Below are 21,270 nucleotides of genomic sequence, written 5' to 3' on the forward strand. Positions count from 1 at the left end.
TTTCTTTATGTTTCGGGCCAGATTTTTGAATAGGAGTTTACAAGAATAGCAAAATATCCTTCGATTAATAAGCCTTTGAGAGAGGCGATGGTTAGCTGAGTATGATACAATGAAATTGAAAGTATTGCCAAAAAAATGATTAATTGCCAATTTAAGGAGGAATGGAATGTTTACATCAGTAAATGATTTCTTAAACGAATGGAAACAAGAAGCAGCTGTTACCCAAAAAATGCTGGATGTGCTGACGGATGAATCGTTAAATCAGGATGTTTCTCCAGGGTTATACAGCATTGGAAGCTTGGCTTGGCACATTACTGGAGCAGCTTACTACTTTCCTTCACAGGTTGAATTAAAATTTGAGATTCCTGATCTTCAAAAAGAGGCACCGACATCAGCTGCTGAAATCAGTGAGACCTACAAAACAGTAAGTCAGAGGTTAACACAAGCATTTTCTGAACAAGTTTCAGATGAAAAAATGAACAAAATGGTGAATGTATTTGGAATGGACATGCCAGTTCAAGCTGTTTTCCGTCTGCTAATTCAACATCAGGCTCATCATCGTGGACAATTGACTGTCCTTATGAGACAAGCCGACTTGAAAGTTCCTGGCGTATATGGTCCTAGCAAAGAAGAATGGGAAGTAATGAATGCTCAAAAGAGCTGATATCATTGATATAAAAAAGGCCGGCGCCTGCCGGTTTATTGTACAAAAATTTCTCCAGGAGGTAATAAAAAATGGCATTCACATCCAAAAATATCTTTATCAATTTATCAGTAAAAGACGTGAAAAAGTCCACCAATTTTTTCAAGGAGCTAGGTTTTGAGTTCAACCCACAATTCTCCGATGAGACCACATCTTGTATGATCATCAGTGACAACATCTTTGCTATGATAATGATTGAAGAACGTTTCAAAGGATTTAGTAAGAAGGAAATTGTGGATACTACTACTTCTGCCGAAGCAATTCTCAGCTTTTCAGCTGAAAGTCGGGATCAAGTGGATGAGATAGTAAATAAGGCATTGTCATCTGGTGGTAAATCTTTTAGCGAGCCTCAAGATCATGGATTTATGTATATATGGGGGTTTCAGGATTTAGATGGTCATTTATGGGAAGTTGCTTATATGGATGAAAGTGCAATTAATCAAGAATAAACCTTAAGATTTAAAGTCGAATCAAGCTTAATATTCTAAGGGATGATGCCTTAAAAGGTATCATCCTTTTATTTATTTTTTATCAGAATAGAATATGTGAAGTAATGGACTTAAGTAAAGGGGGCTTGACTTGAATAAGATTTAAGCAATGATCTTCCACAATCGGGCGCTTTAATGAAGTAACTAAAGCCTAATTTCTCACTTACAATATCGAGAAATTAGGCTTTTTTATAGCTGGATTTCCTTAACGTTGTAAATCCGCATTTTCCTGACGCTACCCCTAAATGGACTTTCAGTTGAGAGTTAATATCATTGATAATAATTATTATTAAGAAAATAACTAGATTTATGCATTTAAATCTTGTTTTTATTGACTTTTAACTTGATTATCATTCTCGATTAATGATATTTTTTTATTATAATTGAGAATAAGATTATCATATTTCTATCAACTATGATAAAGTATTAACTAAGAATCATTTAAGGCAGTTTAAATTAAACGTAATTGGAAGTGAAAAAATGGATCAACACCTGCATCACATAGAAGAACATTTTTCAGGATCTGACTTCATTCGAGATGTTGTCATTGGTATGTCAGACGGATTAACCGTACCTTTTGCATTAGCTGCTGGTTTGTCCGGTGCTGTTGATACAACAACATTAATTCTCACTGCCGGAGGCGCTGAAATTGCAGCAGGGTCAATTGCAATGGGACTTGGTGGATATTTGGCAGGAAAAACAGATGCGGAACATTACGAATCTGAACTTGCCCGTGAACAGCGAGAAGTAATAGAACTACCAGAGCGTGAAGAAGAGGAAGTCGCGGAAATTTTCAGGGAATATGGACTTGAAGAAGAGCAAATCAAATCTATTACTGAAACCATGAAAAAGAACCCTGAAAAATGGGTGGATTTTATGATGAAATTTGAATTGGGGCTAGAAAAGCCAGAGCCGACAAGAGCGAGAAACAGTGCGATTACCATTGCTATTTCTTATATTGTAGGAGGGTTAATCCCTTTGTTTCCATATTTTATTTTTCATAAACCTGCAACAGCATTAATGGTTTCTGTAATTGTCACACTTATTGCCTTACTTATTTTTGGATATGTAAAAGGAAGGTTTACAGGTACTTATCCGATGAAGAGCGCTTTTCAAACTATGATTACTGGAGGGCTTGCTGCAGCAGTTGCATTCGGTCTAGCAAGAATTCTCACCTGACGGTTGAATTTTCGTAAGTGGTAAACGATAAATACATCTATCCCCTGCCTAATGGTGGGGGTCATTTTGTCTGAGGGAATGGAATTGTGAATAATTACACTTAAACTAAACCATATTCTTTAGAGTATCTTAATATTCTTTTTCCCATAACGGACTTTCCAACATCGCAGTTTCTTCTGTGGAATGAAAAAATTCAACTAAGTCATGGTACAAGGTGTTAAAACTGCAGATTAGGATATTTTCTTTCTTCACAGATTCGTAAGAAACCTGTTAATTTTACATTTTTCGAGCCTTTTTCCTCTCTTCTCTTGTTAATCAAACGTTTGATTAGTTTTGGTATGAACCTTGATTAATAAAGGACTTTTCTATCCTATCCTGTAAAAAGATTGTCGTTTGTGTTTTGGGGTTTTTTTAAAAATCTCAAAGATTATTAAGAAACCAAGTAATCTTACATTTTTCGACCCTTTTTCCTCTTTTCTCTTATTAATCAAACGTTTGATTAGTTTTGGTATGAACCTTGACTAATAAAGGACTTTTCTATCCTAGCCTGTAAAAAGATTGTCGTTTGTGTTTTGGAGTTTTTTTAAAAATCTCAAAGATTATAAAGAAACCAAGTAATCTTACATTTTTCGAGCCTTTTTCCTCTTTTCTCTTATTAATCAAACGTTTGATTAGTTTTAGTATAAAGCCTTACTTATAAAGGACCTTTACAACCTGGCAGTAAAAAAAATGTCGAGATTGGGATTCTTGTTATTAGCTTATTGTAACGTGGATTTAATAAAAAGACCTAGAGCATATTTTGAATAAAGATTGATCAAAATAAACACTAGGTATTAGGGGAATTCAATTTTTAAAAGAAAAAAAGAAAGATTTTTTATGGTAGAAAGGGATTTGCCTTATTCAAGCATATCACTCATAGATATTTCGAAATCAGGGAAAATGTGAGCCTGAAATACATCCCTATCATTATAAATATTTGGTGTCCCAAACATACCATTTTCTTCAAGGATATATTGCTCCATAATTTTTTCATTAGGATAAATTAATAAATACTCTTTTACCCCATGTCTTTGATATTGGTTCAACTTCTCTATACGATCTCTTCGCCAAGTGGAAGGAGATAGAACTTCTACAATTAGGTCTGGAGCGCCTTTGCACCCTTTATCATCTAATTTTCTTTCGTCACAGACTACGGTAATATCAGGCTGTACAACCTGATATTCTTCTTCATCTTCTAAAGCAGATAATCTGACATCAAAAGGAGCTGTATATACATCACATGTTTTCCCTTTTAAAAACCTATATAACTCACCGGTAATTTGGGTTACAATATGTTGGTGTTGTCGAGATGGTGTAGCTTGCATAAACGGAATACCATCAATAATTTCAAAACGTGGATCATTAGGCCATGTTAAATATTCAGCATATGTTACTTTCTTTGGATGAGGTTGATTTATACTCAATTGAGACACCTCCTTAATTATAATTAATCTAACATTATTTATTAAACACAGCAAAAGATAAAATTAATCTCAAGTTTTCCAGAATTCCTAATTAGGAAAGGCTTTATTCAATATTTTATTGAATAAACTCGTCAATATATAAACATCAATCTATCTTCAGTAAAAGTTGATTCTTTTATGGACTCCAAAGTTTTTTCTCATTTTGAAAATCTCTCTATTTACTTAACAACTATCGCTACTTAACAACAAATTTCACTTAATTTCCCTATACGAAAATACTAATTAAACGTTTGTTTAAATTAGGGACAATCCCAATAAATAAAGCCTATATTCACTAATTTTTAAAAAAAGATTGTCGGGAATTAGTTCAAATAATAATAGAAATAGCGACACATATCAACAATATGGATGATTTTTTCTATCCTCTATCACTCTTTGACTAATTTCGTGTTTTTCATACACTAATCAATCGTTTGATTAATAATGACTTCAACCTGCTTCATTGCTGAATATCTTTATGAAAATACGGGAAAAGAATGTCGCATTCTGTCTTTGTAAAGGTTGAACTTCTCTCTTATTTATAAATGAAAAACCAAAAAGGAAAAAGAGGAAGAATGGCATATAAGAACTACATTTCTTTTTCAGAAAGATTTATCCAAATTTCTTGTGAAACTTTCTAAAAACAACCGAGGCTTAAAGATCCATTTTATGAAAAAAACATGGAAGGTCTTTTGAAAGTATTAGAATGTAAATAAGAATTTTTTAAAACAGCTTAAATTAATTAGGAATTAATGTTCAATAATTTAATGATCAAATTATTATATGTTTTCATTAACTTGGTAAGGCGCCACAGATTAAGAAGCTTGGATTTTATAAATGTATGATTTGCGAAAAACCTTTTAAGAAAAATGATTTAGTATGATTCAGTTTATACTGACACCATGTTTACACAGATCCAGCACTTTGCCTGTTTAATTTATAAAGATGAATTCATTAAAGACAAAGGTACAATATTATTAGGGGCTTACATCTAATGTAGGCCTTTTTTTATTAATGACTGTTTTTATTACAACATTTGTTGTAATATATATTTAATAAATCAATTGTTGTATGAAAGGGGGATGATTTGGGTGGAAATGTATAACGTGGATGAAGCCTTTGAATTGCTGAAAGCCAATAAAATCACTTCAAACAAAGAAAGTGTTCGACGATGGTTACGTCAAGGAGTAATCAAAGGGATAGCGCCTAACTCTCGAAAAGAAGGTTGGCAAATTCTTAAGGATACACTATATGATTTTATTCAACACCGTTTACCCGATGGTTATACAACAGATATTACAAAAGCATCCAATCTTAATAATACAACGATTGATGTAAAAGGAATTGAAGACCAAATTCGAGCAGACATGTGGAGGCAATTAGCCAATAAAAATATATGGGAAGGGTATGTTGAGCTGAAAAAATCACGTCTTCATGAATGCATCCAGCATCGTCAATATCCCAAAGATCTGGAATTCGAAGTTTGGCAGAGATGCATCGCAAACAGTCGGGCATACAGCAAGCCTCGAGTATTCTATTTGCTTGAAGCGTTTGGATTTGAAGGAAAACGACTCTTACTCGATAAAAACTTTGAGGATCTAGAAGAACAAGTGATTTTTGCAATCATTGAACATGTACGTTCTAACCGAAAAAGTTAAATACCATAAGTCATTATTCCTTGATTTTGTAATAATAAACAAAAAACCGCTTAAATAAAGACGAATTCTACAAAATAAATCTAGGTTATATAACGAATACAACATTGAATTTAATGTGACGATAATACGCTCACCAAAAGATAGACCTGAGTTTTAAAAAACTGAGTCCTCTTCTAGTTAAAGATTGGTGAAAATTTAGTTTAACAATTTTGTGAACATGAGTTAATCCTCTCTATGCCTGTCGTGGGCTTTCTGCCCCAGGGTAGAGTGAGATAAGCTTTTCCGTTGCATTCAATCGCTCCGTGGTAAGCTGGAAGAGCTATATCAATGCTATACCTCCCGCAGGGGACATGTGTCCTTATGTATTCACCTTTGGCTTTTAAGCGTCATATAACCGGAACTTGATTGATGATTCGCATTTATGCCTTTCTGAATCCACAACAAATGATTCTTTTGGCTTTTTCTCATAAAGTCCGTAAAAAATGACGCACAATAAAAGCATTCCAAAAAATACGATGTATTCAATCATATAATTATCAACACCATTATGGGGTTAATTCTAATTTGTTTAGGACAGCAATTACCTTGATATTATAGCTTCCTAGTTCGTTTTGAATCTTTATTATGCAATCATTCATCGCCATTCTAACAATGGTAGGAAAATATCGATTATCAAGCTCCTCTACACATTCTCCAATATCCACTTTTTTCACAGAAATAATTTTGTATAATTCCTCTAAATCTATGATAATCCGAAGAAAATATTGAGAAATAAAATAAAAGCCTTGGCAAACGCCAAGACTTTTATCCTCAGAAAGTATTTTGATTCCAGCTAAAGAGGAATCCATCTCTTTTAAAGCAATGAATATAACCAGGTAATTTCAACATAAAATTAGTTACGTAAGAATTTTATTAAAAGAAAATTGTAATTTCAAAATTATTTCTATTCTAGGAAAGGAAAAACTCATTCTTAAATCATTCCTGGCTCATTCCTGATACTTTCATTTTCATTCCTGGAAGCTTGTCTAACTCACACCTAAGCTCATTCCTATGGCTTCAGGAATTCCCAAGATCGTCAGGAATGAAAAAAGACCACCATTTAAATTTTTAGAAATGAAAATGGAAAATTATTTTTCTCAAAGAATGTTCCATAGGAGGGCTTTACTAAAAGTACAAGGATTTTAATTTATCGAATGATATTTTGTTCATCCAAAAATCGAAGTAAATTTCTTAATTCTTCACGGCTCATGCCAGTCTTTTCAATCACATAGTCAGATGTATAATCTAAGCGCTCTTCCCATGCTGCTTGGTAATCAGGCGTAAACCAAGTTCCATATTGTAGAGGCATAATATGAGCAGCTCCTTATACTTAATCGTCGTCGTTATTACCAATGATTTCTTCGATTTTTTCATCACGATTTTTAGAAAGATACGGCATATTTATGACCTCCTGCTGAGATGATTGGTTTGAATAATTTAATTATGAACGGATAAAAGGGGGATTATACGTGAGCAGTTATAAAAAAGTGCAGATTTTTTTAAGCGAAGAGTTGTACCAAAAAATAACCAATATTATTGATTATCGAAATAAGCGAGTGCAATTTGACAAAGAAGAAAAAAAAGTGGCCAGCATTGAAGAATTTGTGAAAGGCAGTGTTATTCAAGTTGTAAAATGGATTGAAAATGAAGATTCGTTTGCCGGCTATGATGATTTAGGTAGACCCTATCGCCTTGAAAATTCTTTTAAAAAAATTATGGAGGATAAAGGATTGAGGGGGAAGGAATTAGCAGAAATCACGGGTATTCATCAAGGGAATATCAGCGCGATTCTAAACAATAAAAATCAGCCTTCGCTGGACTATTTCCTTCGAATATGGATCGCTTTGGGATGCCCACCTTTAAATGAATGCCTATATCGGATTAAGAATGGAGAGCTGGAAGAGAGCTGATATGTGAATTCGCAATTTTATATTAATTTTTGATAGTACAAATTCTAATTCCAATACGCTGTCATAGATTTTAACCATTACATGTAAAAGGAGATGAATGGTGTGGGAACAACATTTATTGTGATGACATCCCTTAAGCTTGCAGCGGTTTTTGGAACTGGGATTGCACTCTCTTCCGCGTTTTCTTATTTCCATAATTATGAATGTAAACCAAGGAGAAAAGACAAGAAAGAAAAGGGTGATACAGATGGCATCTCCAAAGTTAGTACGTCTGTCCGCGCGAAAACAGGATCCATTGACTAAGTATATTGAATTTTCTTCCATCAATGTTGAAGATGATGTAATAAGGGTGGAAGAGCTAAATTTTCATATCCCTACTATACTCAAGGAGGCGATAAAACTCCCAAAGAAAACTGTCAAGGAATACAAGTGCATGATCCAGACCTTTATAATAACAGCCACAAGCTTTCTCGTATTACCATTAACATCAATGGCCAACACATTACCGAGCATGCCTGCTTCCACTCTTCCAGTAAATGCCGATGGAATTCCACCAGAGATACTGGAACTTCTCTTAAAATTTCTGGTGATCTCGGTGGGATCAGCGGTCATCTTTGGGGCCATACTTTTGGTGGCAGCCGGTGTGAAACGGATGCTCGGAAACAAGAAGGAATCAAACGAATGGACAGTAGACATCATCAAGGGGCTCGTTCAAGTCATGGTAGCCGTACCAGTCGTATTTTTAATTTATTATGTTGTGAGTCTTCTTTTCAGCGGTTCAGGATGGTTTGTCCGTCCTTTTTAAAGAAAAGCAGGATTCCCTTTGCAGTACTTTCCTCTTCAGGATTATTTTTCTCCATCCATCATGCAAAGGCGGCTACATTTTCAGTTAGTGGCCAGGATGGAACGAACATCATAAACATGACAAAGAAGGCTTATATTAATATTGAATATATTACGAGTAAAATATTAGATGGTATCGATTGGTTGAACAATCTACCTAGTTCCTTGCCGAAATATACAGCAGATTTATTTACAACCATTTATCATTTCCTATCTAAAATCGCACTTGAGACTCCACTTATTATCTTCGATAATCCATATGTCAAAGACACCTCTTTAACGTTTTCGCTAATTTCCATAGCAGTAGTTACCTTTATGTTCATATACGAGTCGGTCATGAAGATGCTAAAGAAAAAACATACCGATATCAAAAAAATTTTAAAACGATATGCCATTGTGGTGGCGATTTCGGGATTTATGCCATTTGCTTTTAAAACCGCCTTTTATTATTTGAACGAGCTCTCTAATGCTATCTCCCATATTGGAAGTTTAGATGGGGGCAATCTTAATGGGCTGGTCAGTAATAAGAGACTAGGCTTCTTTGATACGTTAATTCTTATTTTATTTGATTTAAGCACAATTGCTCTTTTGATTCCCGTGTGTTTACAGGCAGGTAGAAGGTGGTGGGATTTATTTTGTTTGGCCGCGATTTCTCCTCTTGCTTTATCCTGCTGGGCATTTGAGCGGCATCAACATTATTCCAAGAAATGGTGGAACAAAGTGAAATCCTTATCATTGGTTCAGCTGGTTTATTCAGTCTTTATTCTAATGATGGGTGTTTTCATTTTCTCTACACAATCCGTTCAAGGTGGTATTTACACGTTGTTCATTAAGCTCTTAATTGTTGCCGGTGGTTTATATCGGTTATCAAACCCTCCTAAATTTGTCAAAACCATGACGGGTCCTAAATCCGATGTATTAGATGCCTTGGACGAAGGAAAAGGCATGCTGAAAAATACAAAAAAGCTTTTGCTCTTTCAAGACAAGAAATTTAACCCTGTGAGAAAATTTTATGAGAAAGTCATAAAGTGGAAGAACAAAGCATGATTTGATTAAAATGGAGGTTTCCGTATGTTCACAACAACAAGCTTAATCTTGATTTTGAATACGACGGTGATTCTGGCTAATTTAACAGTTTTAATGGCTGGCAGCAATATAATGATGAACGAAATGAAAAAAAAGGTGTAAAGATATGTCAATATCCAGGATGATTCATAAGACACCATTAAGGAATGAAAAAACCATTCTTTATGCCGTACCGGAATTCACCAGCTCTTTACTACATGAAATGATCCATTTGCGGTTTATTGCAGAAGGGGTTTATGGATTTGAAAGATTTTCTGGACCTGATGATTATTATGATGATTATGTATTTGCTCCTGTGTTCGATAAAAAGAAAGGCAAAGTCTCGGAAATTACCTTTAAAAATGAAGATTTGAATGAAATTGCGTTATTACAATTAACGTTAACAAAATCCATATGTATGCCGTTAGATACAAATGCATTTGTGAATCTGTTTCAATATATCAATGAATTCTCCTATGCTCCTGTTTATATACAGGTATTGTTTTGCAAAAGGCAAGACAATTGGAGAGAAACAGCAATCCAGCAATATGAAAGCTATCTAAGAGGAATTGAACGCCCATTAAAAGGAAAATTCATGATGAAATTTCAAGAAAAAATATTAGGCGCTTTATCGAAGTTAAACAATTATTCCAATACGTCTGAGCCCCAGCCAATTGAAGAGATCGAGCAAAAAATCCTTTCGCGGAATTATCGATTTGAATGCCGTTTTCTCCTTTATGACGAGAAATATACGTATGAATTTATGGAATACATCAGGAAGGCACTTGCGAATTTGCAACTTTTTAATGAAATTACGATTCATAACGTGAAACATAAAAGAACTTTCCTTGACTTAATGGAGAAACGGCAATTTCAGACGGAATTGGTAGATCAGATCCTATCTGAAAGCGAACTGTTTAGCTTGTTATGTGACAAAAAACCATCCAATGTTCAGAAGACAGATCAGAAAAATCCAGTACAGCCTTTAAATGTTTCCCCCAATTATGAAATCACAAAAAATCTTGAAGAGCATGAAGTGATACAAAAGGCTTCCCGTTTTATGCCTTACAGTGAAAATAAAGTGTTAGAATTGGATAAATCCAAGGTTATTGCCATCAATAATGCCTTTCAGCGGGTTGGCATTGTAAAAAAACCATTAGAGATTTCTCAAGTTTATCAGGGAGCAAGTTTATTAAAGGTACAAATGCTTGTTCCGCCAGAAATTACCTATAGCTCCATTATCAAAAAACTAATGGATATTCAGGGAGCGATGGGCAACAAAAACATTACTGTCGAGATCGGCGATAAGCCGGATTCGGTAAATATCTTTATTCCTCTCGATAAAAGAGAGCCTGTTTATTTCAATAATATATTGGACTCGGAAGAATTTCAGGAATTTAAAGGGGATCATATTCTTCCGTTTATCATTGGTGAAAATATCAATGGCGGATATCTTTTTGCCTGCTTAACCAAACTGCGCCATTTATTGATAGCAGGGACCACAGGGAGCGGGAAGAGCGTTTTTGTCAATCTGATAATTCTTTGCTTGATTTTATCTGTTCCGCCAGAACAATTGATGTTGTATCTGATTGACCCGAAAATGGTCGAATTCAGCCAATTCAAAGGATTCCCACAGGTAAAAGAGGTCATTACGGATATGAAAAAAGCCAATGGTATTTTAATCGCCTTGGTTGCGGAAATGGAGCACCGGTATGAAGTGTTTTCCGAATCCGGCTGCAGGGATATTCAGAGCTATAACTTGAAGCACGAAATGAAATTGCCCTATATTGTATGTGTAATTGATGAATTAGCTGATTTGATGATGGTTAACAAAACAGTAGAAGAAGATATTGTTCGTTTATGCCAAAAAGCGAGGGGAGCGGGGATTCATTTGATTATTGCCACTCAGCGGCCTTCAGTGGATGTCGTTACAGGATTAATCAAGGCAAATTTGCCTTCCCGAATTTCATTTGTTGTATCATCCGGTATCGATTCCAAAACTATATTAGATAAAGTGGGAGCAGAAAAGCTATTAGGATTAGGAGACGGGCTCGCAAAAATTGAAGGAAGTAAAAATGAATTTGAGCGTTTTCAAGGTTCTGTCTTAACGCTTAATAAAAAAGAGGAAGAAGGAATTTATGATAAGTTAAAAGAGCTTTTTAAGGATGTAGTCGTAGAAGGCGGATTAGAGGAATCGGAGCAGGAAGAGCCAATTGATCAGTTAAAAAGGATAATCGCCAATACCGGGGAAACTCGTGTTCAAGATTTGGCTCGATTAATGACTATGGGAAACACAAAAGTTCAAGCAATGGTATTTGAACTTGTTGATGAAGGCTGGTTAAAGAAAGAAGGAAGAGGTTATGTTATTTCTGTGGATGATGAAGAGCTGAAAAAATGGAAGGATAGTGGCCGATAGGGTCACTTTTTTAATACTTCATTTAAATTATTTCCTTGTTAACATATCAGGTACAAGATCAACCAAATCGATATCAGACAGGTCATAGATTGACTTCAATAATATATATTGAACATTCTAATAGGGTCGAAAGTGTTTCAACCATTATCTTGGCAATATTATGATACTGGTATTAAGATCTAGTATGATATCTTAAATAAGATAGAGTTTGGGAACATATAATAGCTTCTATGATATCATCAACAGGTGTATTTTGATAAAGTTGTTTTTAGCAGCATAAACGTCTGTTTATGGAACCACCTTATTTATAAACTAAAATTTCAAATAGCTAAAGGCGCTTTTTAAATTTTTCTACAAACGAGCCAGATTGTGGAGGAAATAGAAAGAGTAAGAATACTGATATAGTTCATTTGTGAAATGTTTCACTTAAACTAACGGGGCAGCATTCCTGTAATGAAGGAAAATGGAGTTTGAACAAAAAAATAACCTCTTGGTAGAATGAGAGAGTCCTGACGCTGGCCAGCAAAAAGGACAAATCTCTCAAATACCAGGAGGCTTTAAAATGAATTATAACCAAAATAAGAAGATTGCTCAAATTACTACTCAAACCTTGATTATAGGGGTGGATATTGCAAAATTCAAGCATGTGGCACGTGCCCAGGATTTTAGAGGTATAGAGTTTGGATCGCCTTGTCAATTTGAAAATACAAAAGAAGGTTTTGAGCATTTTCTTCAATGGATTTCGGAAATCAAAAATGAACAGCGTATGGATAAAGTCATGGTTGGCATGGAGCCAACAGGTCACTATTGGTTTAACCTGGCTCATATTTTAAAAGAAAACGGGATTAAATTTGTCGCTGTAAATCCCTTGCATGTCAAGAAAAGCAAGGAGTTGGATGATAACTCGCCTACCAAGAATGATGTGAAAGATGCTAAAGTCATAGCCCAGCTGGTCAAGGACGGAAGATACGCTGAACCTACTATACCGCAAGGTGTTTATGCCGAACTCCGTGTGGCAAAGAAAATACGCGATCTTTTAACTGAAGATCTTCAAACGGTCCAAGGACAGGTACACAACTGGATTGACCGATACTTCCCTGAATTCCTGAAAGTGTTTAAGAAGTGGGAAGGAAAGGCAGCATTACAATTCTTAAAGCTCTATGCCTTACCACATGAAATAGCTGAATTCACCGAACATGAACTATTAATCCATTTAAGGAAATCCGTATCCCGGAGTGTGGGATTAAACAAGATTCGGGAGTTAAAGCAGGCAGCCAGTAAGTCCATCGGACTTAAACAAGGTGCTGAAATGGCCAGGCTAGAGCTTAAAACCATTCTGGCTAAGTATGAATTAATTAAGTTACAATTCGAAGAATTGGATGCAAAAATAGATGGTCTGCTTGAAGAAATACCGGGTGTACCACAAATATTAGCGATAAAAGGTGTGGGCAGGGATACTATTGCCGGCTTCTTTGCGGAAGTAGGGGATTTAAGCGACTACACTCATCACCGGCAAATTATAAAGCTTGCCGGCTTAAGCTTAAAAGAAAATACATCTGGCAAGCACAAAGGAAAAACGACTATCACCAAAAGGGGACGGAAGAAGCTAAGGGCTCTGTTATTTAGGGTTTGTATGATTCTCGTCGCCAAAAATACGGCATTTAAGGCATTGCATGCTTACTATACACAACGTCCGGATAATCCGTTAAAGAAGATGCAGTCCCTTATTGCCTTATGTAATAAACTGATTCGAATTTTCTTCAGATAGGTAAAAAGCAATTTGAATTTAATGAAGAAAAGATGTTAAGAGATATTCCTCATCTTGCAGTATCGAAGAAGGCAGAAATGGCGGCTTAACTAAAGTTTAGCTTAGATAAGTAGTAGTATTGTTTTTATAGTTTTTGGGGACATTTGAAGCACGGATTAGTCGGCAAAGCAACTAAATTACGGGCTTGGACCCTGTGGGGCAGCATGGCTGACATCCACCTCATGGAAAGGTTGGACGAAGGAATTTGAGTGCGAAGACTCTGTGAGGCATGGGAGGGTTGACCTCCATGAGTAATGTGGATATCCACCAGTGCGATCATATTTTAACTAATTTACCATTTTATTCAAGTGGTTGGTTAGTGGGTTGTGGCTCTTTTTTCCCACCCTGTCCAAATATATCCTTTCAAGTGAAGATCCTCCATCTATAAAGACATTTACCGATATATAAATAACTATGAAATTCTAAGAAAACAGGAGTAATTCGGCGATTATGCTTGTTTTATTGAGGGAGTTTAGTTCAACAAGTATGGTAGTTTAAACTAAAGAATAAGTGGGCAGAGGGTGTAAAAATGGCTAAGTTAAAGTTGTTAAAAAGTATAGGTCATAACACTATTCACAGCTTTTTAAGCTTAATGAATTATAGAGAAGACGATTATGTTATTGCCTACTTATATAATATAGCTAAGGAAAAAGGTATTGATTGTATTGTTATTGATATTTTAGATAGAAGTATAACCCCTAAAGCCTTTGAAATCCCTTTAATAAAGCAAGCTTTGAACGATTTACGGAAGAATTTTGAGTGGCAACTTAAAAATGAAAATTTAACCTTAGATGATGTTCATTCTGCAACAGCAAAAGTTGTGTTTAACCTAAGAAATCCTCATATTGGTGCTTCAGGTGAAGAATTTGAAAAGTACGATTGTAATGTTCAATTGGTAGATAGAAACGAAAAAGTTTACGAAATTAATGTAAAAGAGTGGTGGCAATAGTAAAATCCTTCTTAAACAAACGGGTGCTAGAGTAAAACAACAATTGGACTGCTGTTTCGGCAGTCCTTTTTCCTCTTTCTTATTTAACTCAAGTGGCAGGATAATTTAAGAACGATTCTAAATTGGCAGGGTGATAAGGTTGCATTGGATTCTTGCATTGGTGTTTCTTTTGGTCGGGGTCACTGTCGTTGTTCAAGGATATAGGATGAACGAGAAGAAACGTCGTAAAGACTTGCGGGATGGCACTGGTAGATTTGCGGGTCTTCCGTTATGGCTTTATAAATCATTATTTTTTGTATCAGGGGGATTATTGATTTTAGGTGGGCTTGTTATGGCTTTTGCTAAGCAGTAAAATCTCAATTCTTATTCAACAAACGGCTGCCTTTGTTGAACAGTATACGTTGCTACGGTCGCCTCTTTTCAAATTATCGGCAAAAATTATCTTGTCTCATTTAACAAATTATTAGCAATGAAACAAGAATCCTGATTTTAGGCTCAACCATAAGTAGTGTTCTTTATAAACATCTATAAAACCTCAACGTGAAATAGGCTCTTTATTTAGTAACAGGGACCTAAGAGAAATCATAATTTGTTGAGGAGAGTACACAGATTATCTGGTGTTTAGACGCAAAACTGACAATTTACTGTTCAATTCTCTATTTAGGTTTAACCTGATTAAAACAAAGGGGGGGGTAAAAATGCAGAATTTTCAAAATGATCTTCAAGGGTTGGGAATCGATCCTTTTCAAGTTGGTGAGTTAGCTCCATTCTATTCACAGAGCCAGGATCCGCGCCATTTTGGCGGAATGCGTTGTGGAGGCGGAATGGGTTGTGGAGGAGGAATGCGTTGCGGAGGAGGAATGCGTTGCGGGGGCTTTCGCTGTGGGGGTTTTCGTTGTTTTGGCTGTTTTGGCTGTTTTGGATGTGGTGGATGTGGTGATGTGGTAGTTGCTATAACGGCTACTATGATGGCTACTATAACTGCTACAACTGTGTCAGCGTTGTTGTTATTTAAACATTTCCGGAAAAACTTTATGAAAAGGAAGTGTCCCTGCAAATCCGCAGGGCACTTTTTTACAGTTTATCGTTTTGGACAAAAAATCGTACATAAACTGATAATACGCAAGTAGTAACTTCAGTTGATACTCGTTATTCTCTGCCGATATTTTGATTATCTGAACGAATTTAGATAAAAGAGATTGTGAAAAAAAGTACTTAAAGTAACGGGGGCAATACTACAAGAAGGATTTTCGCAAAATCTTAGCCGGCTTATAAATAAAACAGGGAATGAGGTCAACTCATTCCCTGTTCAATGTTTCCATTAATTGCTTTTACATTGCTAGTACTATAATTGTATAATTTGGTATTTAAAATAAATAGTATGAGTGCTAATGACTATTGTATATCTACTTTTTCTATATTTGGTTTAGTTATATTTATATAACTGGCTCAATTGACATTGGGAAAACGATAGAGTAGAGAATAAGAGAAAAAGAGAACAGAAGAAAACGAGGAAAAGCTTGCTGATTTTGCGCTGTATGAATGGCTAACGGGGGCTTTAGGTTAACAGTGGGGTTGCTACGGCATCCTCATTTTTTTGGACTAACGTGGAAGTTTAGTTGGACAACTGCAAAGAATTTAGAGTTTTTTTTATCTATAACACCCTGGATTCAATAACAAAATGGATTTAAAAATATGTTTAAAAGGAGGCGACGCCGGAAGGCTAGAAGAGAGGCCACTTATAAGCACGCTATAAACCCGCTTCCGAGTAGGCTTTGCCTGAATACTTTTTGTATTTTTGTGGGCAAAAAAGCTATTGACAATACCATCCTACAAGTGTAATCTGTAAATGCAGATTACACTTGTAGGATGGAGGAAGAAAGATGAAGAAAATAGATTGCAAAATATCTGATGCAGAGTGGATAGTAATGAAGGTGTTATGGAAAGAAGCTCCATTAACTGCTGCGAAGATAATAGAGGCATTAAGTTCTAATAAGGAATGGAGTCCGAAAACAATTCATTCATTAATAAGCAGACTGGTAAAAAAGGGAGCTTTAGGTGTGAATAAGGAGATGCCTCAGTATGAGTTTTATCCTTTGGTAGATAAAAGAGACGTTATCCTAGAAGAAACAAGGTCGTTTATCCAAAAGGTATACGATGGTTCTCTCCACCTTATGCTCGCCAATTTTATAAAGGATGAGAAGATTTCTGAAAAAGAAATAGAAGAACTTCAAAGATTGCTTGATAAAAAAATGAATGAGTAAAAGGCAGGTGTTGAAGCATGGTGTTATCTGCAGTATTTAAAGAAGTCTTATTACTGTCACTTATGGGCAGTATATTAGCCTTAGGGATACTTGCCATTAAGGCAATTTTTGGACAGAAGCTTAGCGCAAGGCTTCATTATTATATTTGGTTTATGCTTGTACTTAGGCTAATTCTGCCAATAGGCATTCAAAGTCATATAAGCTTGCTGAATTTTATTCCAAATGAGCAGAAGAAAACTGATATTAATTTTATTGCAGAGCAATATGTTCCTAACATAATATCAAACAGTGCTATTAAAACCGGAAAAACACCGTCTAAAGAAGATAGTAAGGCATTGGCTGAACCAAGTATTAAAGGGACTATATTTAATTATGATACTGCGGCAGTGCTGTGGATAATAGGTGTTTCATCAGCTTTACTGTTTTTTCTATGCGTAAATATCTTGATGATGGCTAAATTGAAAAAGTGCTCAAGCTGTGAAAGAGAAGACTTAATCGACATTCTTGAAGCGGAAAAATCAAGGCTAAAAGTAAATTCGAAGGTGAATATTATTTATAATAATTACTCGAAATCGCCTGCAGTTTACGGGGTGATACGTCCTAAAATTTTAATTCCAGAGGAGCTTATAGACAAATTAACCCCGGAAGAGCTTAGGTTTATTCTCAGCCATGAATTAACTCATATTAGGAACAAGGATTTAGCGGTAAACACCTTGCTTATGATTGTTAAAGCAATATATTGGTTCAATCCCTTAATCTGGTATTCACTTAATCAGATAAAACAAGACTGTGAGCTGGCTTGTGATGCGGCTGTCCTCAACACCTTAAAGACAGAAGAAGTCAATAAATACGGTCAGACTATGATCAATATGCTTAGATTATTCTCAGAAAAAAAGGACATTACTGGGGCATTAGGATTTGCAAGTAAATACAATAAAAGAAGGATTATTATGATTACACGATTCAGAAAAAGTTCGGCAATATGTGCAGTTTTAGCTGTATTTCTTACAATTATGGTAGGCTGCTCAAGCACCATTAAATCAGTCAGTACAGGGGTTATCCCAAATAACAACAGCGGTACAAATAGTTCTAATGTTAATTCTACTTCGTCAGTGAAAAAAACATCGCAAGATCAAGCAACACAAAGCAATACAACACAAGACAATACAACACAAAGCAATACAACACAAAGCAATACAACACAAGCTTCAGCATCGATTAACAATTCTTCTGCCCCATCATCTCAAGAGAGCAATAAGAGAAAGCTTCTTGCAAGTATCATGCAAATGGCAAAGCAGGGTAAAATCATAAATTCAGAGTTTCCTATTAAAACAACAGTTATAGATGAAGCAGAGAAAAAGCTTGGAAATCCGGATAAGGTCGATTGGGTACCTAGTGCTAAAGGGAATTATGCTGTATTTTCGAAATACAATGTGGTGTTTGGCTTCAACAAAGGGGATCAAATATTCGAGGCGAGATCCTTTGATAAGGAATTATATGAATTATCACTTTCTATGGTCAAGAAAGCAAATGGGACTCCGGCATATGATGTAAAAAGTAATGGTGAGGAAATTATAGGGTATGTTGTAAGTTCGGAATACAAGATTTTGTTCGTATTTTCTCAGCCTTCAAAAAACAATCAGGACCCGGTAATGGAACACTACTCCGTACTTTACCCTAGGGGAACCGTTAATAGTATGGCAGGCGATCCGGGAAGACAGTGGTGATGCAAGAATGAGTCTCAATTTACGGTTAAGGCAACTTAACATCAGGAGGATATCTTATGAATCTAGTCAAACGAATGACTATTAGCGTTATTATATTGTTGATGTTGAGTGCATGTTCAAGTACTTTGAATCGTTCCGAGCATACTCCGAAAAAAGATCAAAGTAGCCGAGGGCAGATCTCATCCGAATTTGAGAATACAACCAGCGGTGCTTTTACGGGTATAAATAGTAAAACAGATTCAAAGAGCATTCTGCACAACTTAATGTCCCTTGCGAAATCAGGAAAAGTCGATAATTCCCCTTTTACTGCTGGGAAGTCAACCATGGCAGAGGTCCAACAAAATTGGGGAAAACCAAATAACCAGGTTGTTGCGGGTAAAGGGACTTATGCCACCTACAATTTAAAACAAGCCGCTTTTGGGTTTAACCAAAACGGGTTGATTTTTGATGTGCGATCATACAGTAAACAAGTTCAAAGTTTGACACTTTCTGATGTAAAAGGCGTGCTTGGTAATCCGAAAACCACCACGAAGCCGACATCGAAACAAGTGAATGAAATTTATCAAGTGAATGACACTTTCCTGCTTGAATTCATGATTAATACAGATTCTAGCAAAGTGGATCATATTTCTGTTTTCGATCCGAATGCGGTGTTATCACACCCATCTGGCACTTCACTACAAGTCCCTATTCGAGGCGTCATTGAGGGTTTTTATGGAACTCCTTGGAGTAACGCACAGCGTCTCAATATGTTTAATTTTATGGAGAAAGAAAAATTAAACACGTATGTGTACGCACCAAAAGACGATCCCTATCAACGTTTGAATTGGCGCTCAATATATCCGTCAGCCAAACTGTCGCAAATGCAAACATTAGTAACAGGCGCTAAAAAAGAGCACGTTAATTTTATTTATTCGATATCACCGGGTATGACCGGAACTTCAACAAACGCGGTTAACAAGTCTATCACCTATAGTTCTCAGTCTGATCGAAAAGCATTAGAAGCAAAGATAGATCAACTGCGGTCAATTGGTGTTCATACATTTATGCTATCTTTTGACGATATCCTAACGAGTCTAAAGTCAGCTGATCGAAATGCTTACGGTTCAGACTATCCGAAAGCGCAAATGCAAGTAGCGAATCAAATTTTATCAGATGAAAAAGCAAAAGATCCAAGTTTCCAGTTATGGTTTGCCCCTACTTCTTATTATGGATTGACGGATGGTCCATATTGGAGGACGCTTCGATCTATTTTGAACCGCAACATAAAGGTCATATGGACAGGTAATTGGGTGTTAAACCAAAGCATTACAAGTACGCAAGCTCAAACGATTACAAAGCTGCTAGGGCGCAAACCGATCTTATGGGACAATTATCCCGTCAACGATTATACGTATGTTCAAAAACATAGGCCACAGTTGTTGATGGGGCCACTAGAAGGAAGAAGTGCCTCACTCACAAATAATATAGCCGGTTATATGAGTAATCCGATGATACAGCCAAGTACTTCAAAACTTGCGCTCGAGACGATCTCGGACTATTTACAAAATCCTAATGGTTATCACTCAAGAACTTCATGGGAGAACGCCGTTAAGAATATGCCAGGAATCACGGATCCATCCCTATTTAAGACATTTGCTGAGTTTAATACGTCGAGTATCTTGAATACCACTGGCTATTCACCAATAAAATCAATGGTAGCTGCCTACCAAAATGCGTCGACAAATACACAAAAACAAGCAGCGGAAAAAGCATTACAAACCGAATTCAGTACACTCGAGAAACTACCCAGCACGTTGCCATCGACCATTTCCGACAAAGAGCTACTGCATGAAATTCAGCCGTGGCTAACCAAGCTAGGTGATGAGGGACAAGGTGGGCTGGACGCACTCGTGTACCTGAATAAGCCAAATCAGACAAATAAACAGCGGCTTGTTGACCAAATTAAACGGATTAATGGCTCAACATATAAAATTGGAGATGACATCGTTTCATTCATGAAGTGGGCAGAAAAGCAATAAATGCCCAAGGAGAAAAACCATTTTTATTTTGCTAAAAGGACAAAATTTGATTTATTGCAGTATATTGTTAGTATTAGTATCAAGTACTAATACTAACTTCTATATAAATGTGAGTGGATCAAGTTTTCGGGGTAAGAATAATACCTATCGGAACTCATGTTCCCAAAAGAAGGTTTAGAAAAAAGGCAAGTCAGTACTTGGCTTGCCTTCTTTAAGAGCGACTTTCATCCAGATGAAAGTCGCGACCACCGAATGAAAAGAAGTTTGAAGTTCTCTATATAATTTTCCTCCGGGTTATAAATAAATATGATAACCTACATAACAAATTTATACACTAAAACGGTCAAAAATCCTTGTTCAATTGCACTGCCAGTACGAATTCCACCAGGTATACCTATATGGATTTTTAAAGGCCATAAAAACTTAATTCAGCCCCCAACAATATGTGTTTTACCTTCCATGTTTCTCCCTATTCTTTGCTATCTATTTCTAAAATCTCAGTATGAATTAGCTTTTGACTTAAACCAAGGAACTCGATGATAATTCACCAACTAAAAATGAAACAAGTTGGATTCTTCTCTAATAGAAATTCGGACAAAATGGCGCAAATTGCTGGGACAGTCCTTCTTAGTGGTATTATGAATAAAGCAATAAATTTCCACTAAAACTATATACTGATTTCTCTAACAAGGTGGTGAT

17 protein-coding genes and 2 pseudogenes are annotated in these 21,270 nt (G+C 35.9%); 16 read left to right on the forward strand and 3 right to left on the reverse strand.

The window, feature by feature from the left end:
* Positions 1-166 precede the first annotated feature (166 nt).
* From ACZ5XR_RS30020 to ACZ5XR_RS30030, 3 genes are all read left to right on the forward strand, one after another.
* Complete coding sequence (locus ACZ5XR_RS30020) at positions 167-664, forward strand: DinB family protein (RefSeq protein ID WP_464502584.1); 498 nt, start codon at positions 167-169, stop codon at positions 662-664.
* A 71-nt stretch (positions 665-735) separates the two neighbouring features.
* Positions 736-1,152: a VOC family protein gene (locus ACZ5XR_RS30025; protein WP_464502585.1), complete on the forward strand. Its 417-nt coding sequence runs from the start codon at positions 736-738 to the stop codon at positions 1,150-1,152.
* 519 nt (positions 1,153-1,671) lie between these two features.
* Entirely contained in the window at positions 1,672-2,370 is a 699-nt protein-coding gene (locus tag ACZ5XR_RS30030; RefSeq protein WP_464502168.1) for a VIT1/CCC1 transporter family protein, read from the forward strand.
* A gap of 896 nt (positions 2,371-3,266) precedes the next feature.
* Here ACZ5XR_RS30030 and ACZ5XR_RS30035 read toward each other — a convergent pair.
* On the reverse strand, positions 3,267-3,833 hold the full coding sequence (locus ACZ5XR_RS30035) for a Uma2 family endonuclease (protein WP_464502586.1): 567 nt from the start codon (positions 3,831-3,833) through the stop codon (positions 3,267-3,269).
* A gap of 1,130 nt (positions 3,834-4,963) precedes the next feature.
* Here ACZ5XR_RS30035 and ACZ5XR_RS30040 point away from each other — a divergent pair.
* The gene (locus ACZ5XR_RS30040; protein WP_464502587.1) at positions 4,964-5,530 is read left to right on the forward strand and encodes a hypothetical protein; all 567 of its coding nucleotides are present in this window, start codon (positions 4,964-4,966) and stop codon (positions 5,528-5,530) included.
* A gap of 545 nt (positions 5,531-6,075) precedes the next feature.
* Here ACZ5XR_RS30040 and ACZ5XR_RS30045 read toward each other — a convergent pair.
* Positions 6,076-6,378: a hypothetical protein gene (locus ACZ5XR_RS30045; protein ID WP_464502588.1), complete on the reverse strand. Its 303-nt coding sequence runs from the start codon at positions 6,376-6,378 to the stop codon at positions 6,076-6,078.
* 338 nt (positions 6,379-6,716) lie between these two features.
* Positions 6,717-6,878: a hypothetical protein gene (locus tag ACZ5XR_RS30050; RefSeq protein ID WP_464502589.1), complete on the reverse strand. Its 162-nt coding sequence runs from the start codon at positions 6,876-6,878 to the stop codon at positions 6,717-6,719.
* Positions 6,879-7,038: 160 nt separating this feature from the next.
* Between ACZ5XR_RS30050 and ACZ5XR_RS30055 the strand changes: the two genes are divergently transcribed.
* The 12 genes and pseudogenes from ACZ5XR_RS30055 to ACZ5XR_RS30110 all read left to right on the forward strand — a co-directional run bounded on the left by ACZ5XR_RS30055 (position 7,039) and on the right by ACZ5XR_RS30110 (position 20,571).
* Positions 7,039-7,479, forward strand: a complete 441-nt coding sequence (locus tag ACZ5XR_RS30055; protein ID WP_464502590.1) for a helix-turn-helix domain-containing protein — start codon at positions 7,039-7,041, stop codon at positions 7,477-7,479.
* 102 nt (positions 7,480-7,581) lie between these two features.
* Complete coding sequence (locus tag ACZ5XR_RS30060; RefSeq protein WP_464502591.1) at positions 7,582-7,782, forward strand: hypothetical protein; 201 nt, start codon at positions 7,582-7,584, stop codon at positions 7,780-7,782.
* A gap of 130 nt (positions 7,783-7,912) precedes the next feature.
* A complete protein-coding gene (locus ACZ5XR_RS30065; protein WP_464502592.1) occupies positions 7,913-8,284 on the forward strand; it encodes a hypothetical protein in 372 nt (123 codons plus the stop codon).
* A complete protein-coding gene (locus ACZ5XR_RS30070) occupies positions 8,263-9,369 on the forward strand; it encodes a hypothetical protein (protein ID WP_464502593.1) in 1,107 nt (368 codons plus the stop codon). Before ACZ5XR_RS30065 ends, ACZ5XR_RS30070 begins: the two co-directional genes overlap by 22 nt.
* A gap of 1,450 nt (positions 9,370-10,819) precedes the next feature.
* Positions 10,820-11,803 (forward strand): annotated as a pseudogene (locus tag ACZ5XR_RS30075) (FtsK/SpoIIIE domain-containing protein); the annotation flags it as partial.
* Positions 11,804-12,365: 562 nt separating this feature from the next.
* Positions 12,366-13,660 (forward strand): annotated as a pseudogene (locus tag ACZ5XR_RS30080) (IS110 family RNA-guided transposase).
* Positions 13,661-14,139: 479 nt separating this feature from the next.
* A complete protein-coding gene (locus tag ACZ5XR_RS30085; protein WP_464502594.1) occupies positions 14,140-14,559 on the forward strand; it encodes a hypothetical protein in 420 nt (139 codons plus the stop codon).
* 139 nt (positions 14,560-14,698) lie between these two features.
* Complete coding sequence (locus tag ACZ5XR_RS30090; RefSeq protein WP_464502595.1) at positions 14,699-14,911, forward strand: hypothetical protein; 213 nt, start codon at positions 14,699-14,701, stop codon at positions 14,909-14,911.
* Positions 14,912-15,257: 346 nt separating this feature from the next.
* Positions 15,258-15,689, forward strand: coding sequence for a heterocycloanthracin/sonorensin family bacteriocin (locus ACZ5XR_RS30095; RefSeq protein ID WP_464502596.1), 432 nt, complete (start codon positions 15,258-15,260; stop codon positions 15,687-15,689).
* Positions 15,690-16,442: 753 nt separating this feature from the next.
* The gene (locus ACZ5XR_RS30100; protein ID WP_464502597.1) at positions 16,443-16,823 is read left to right on the forward strand and encodes a BlaI/MecI/CopY family transcriptional regulator; all 381 of its coding nucleotides are present in this window, start codon (positions 16,443-16,445) and stop codon (positions 16,821-16,823) included.
* Positions 16,824-16,840: 17 nt separating this feature from the next.
* Positions 16,841-18,550, forward strand: a complete 1,710-nt coding sequence (locus tag ACZ5XR_RS30105; protein WP_464502598.1) for a M56 family metallopeptidase — start codon at positions 16,841-16,843, stop codon at positions 18,548-18,550.
* 56 nt (positions 18,551-18,606) lie between these two features.
* Positions 18,607-20,571, forward strand: coding sequence for a beta-N-acetylglucosaminidase domain-containing protein (locus tag ACZ5XR_RS30110; protein WP_464502599.1), 1,965 nt, complete (start codon positions 18,607-18,609; stop codon positions 20,569-20,571).
* Positions 20,572-21,270: the final 699 nt, after the last annotated feature.

The sequence above is a fragment of the Neobacillus sp. Fa239 genome, from assembly GCF_055395235.1.

What these genes read in the sequence shown, in the direction of transcription:
- ACZ5XR_RS30020 (WP_464502584.1), top strand. Translation starts at nt 167, where the DNA reads ATGTTTACATCAGTAAATGATTTCTTAAACGAATGGAAACAAGAAGCA.
- ACZ5XR_RS30025 (WP_464502585.1), top strand. Translation starts at nt 736, where the DNA reads ATGGCATTCACATCCAAAAATATCTTTATCAATTTATCAGTAAAAGAC.
- ACZ5XR_RS30030 (WP_464502168.1), top strand. Translation starts at nt 1,672, where the DNA reads ATGGATCAACACCTGCATCACATAGAAGAACATTTTTCAGGATCTGAC.
- ACZ5XR_RS30045 (WP_464502588.1), bottom strand. Translation starts at nt 6,378, where the DNA reads ATGGATTCCTCTTTAGCTGGAATCAAAATACTTTCTGAGGATAAAAGT.
- ACZ5XR_RS30050 (WP_464502589.1), bottom strand. Translation starts at nt 6,878, where the DNA reads ATGCCTCTACAATATGGAACTTGGTTTACGCCTGATTACCAAGCAGCA.
- ACZ5XR_RS30065 (WP_464502592.1), top strand. Translation starts at nt 7,913, where the DNA reads ATGATCCAGACCTTTATAATAACAGCCACAAGCTTTCTCGTATTACCA.
- ACZ5XR_RS30070 (WP_464502593.1), top strand. Translation starts at nt 8,263, where the DNA reads ATGGTTTGTCCGTCCTTTTTAAAGAAAAGCAGGATTCCCTTTGCAGTA.
- ACZ5XR_RS30085 (WP_464502594.1), top strand. Translation starts at nt 14,140, where the DNA reads ATGGCTAAGTTAAAGTTGTTAAAAAGTATAGGTCATAACACTATTCAC.
- ACZ5XR_RS30095 (WP_464502596.1), top strand. Translation starts at nt 15,258, where the DNA reads ATGCAGAATTTTCAAAATGATCTTCAAGGGTTGGGAATCGATCCTTTT.
- ACZ5XR_RS30100 (WP_464502597.1), top strand. Translation starts at nt 16,443, where the DNA reads ATGAAGAAAATAGATTGCAAAATATCTGATGCAGAGTGGATAGTAATG.
- ACZ5XR_RS30105 (WP_464502598.1), top strand. Translation starts at nt 16,841, where the DNA reads ATGGTGTTATCTGCAGTATTTAAAGAAGTCTTATTACTGTCACTTATG.
- ACZ5XR_RS30110 (WP_464502599.1), top strand. Translation starts at nt 18,607, where the DNA reads ATGAATCTAGTCAAACGAATGACTATTAGCGTTATTATATTGTTGATG.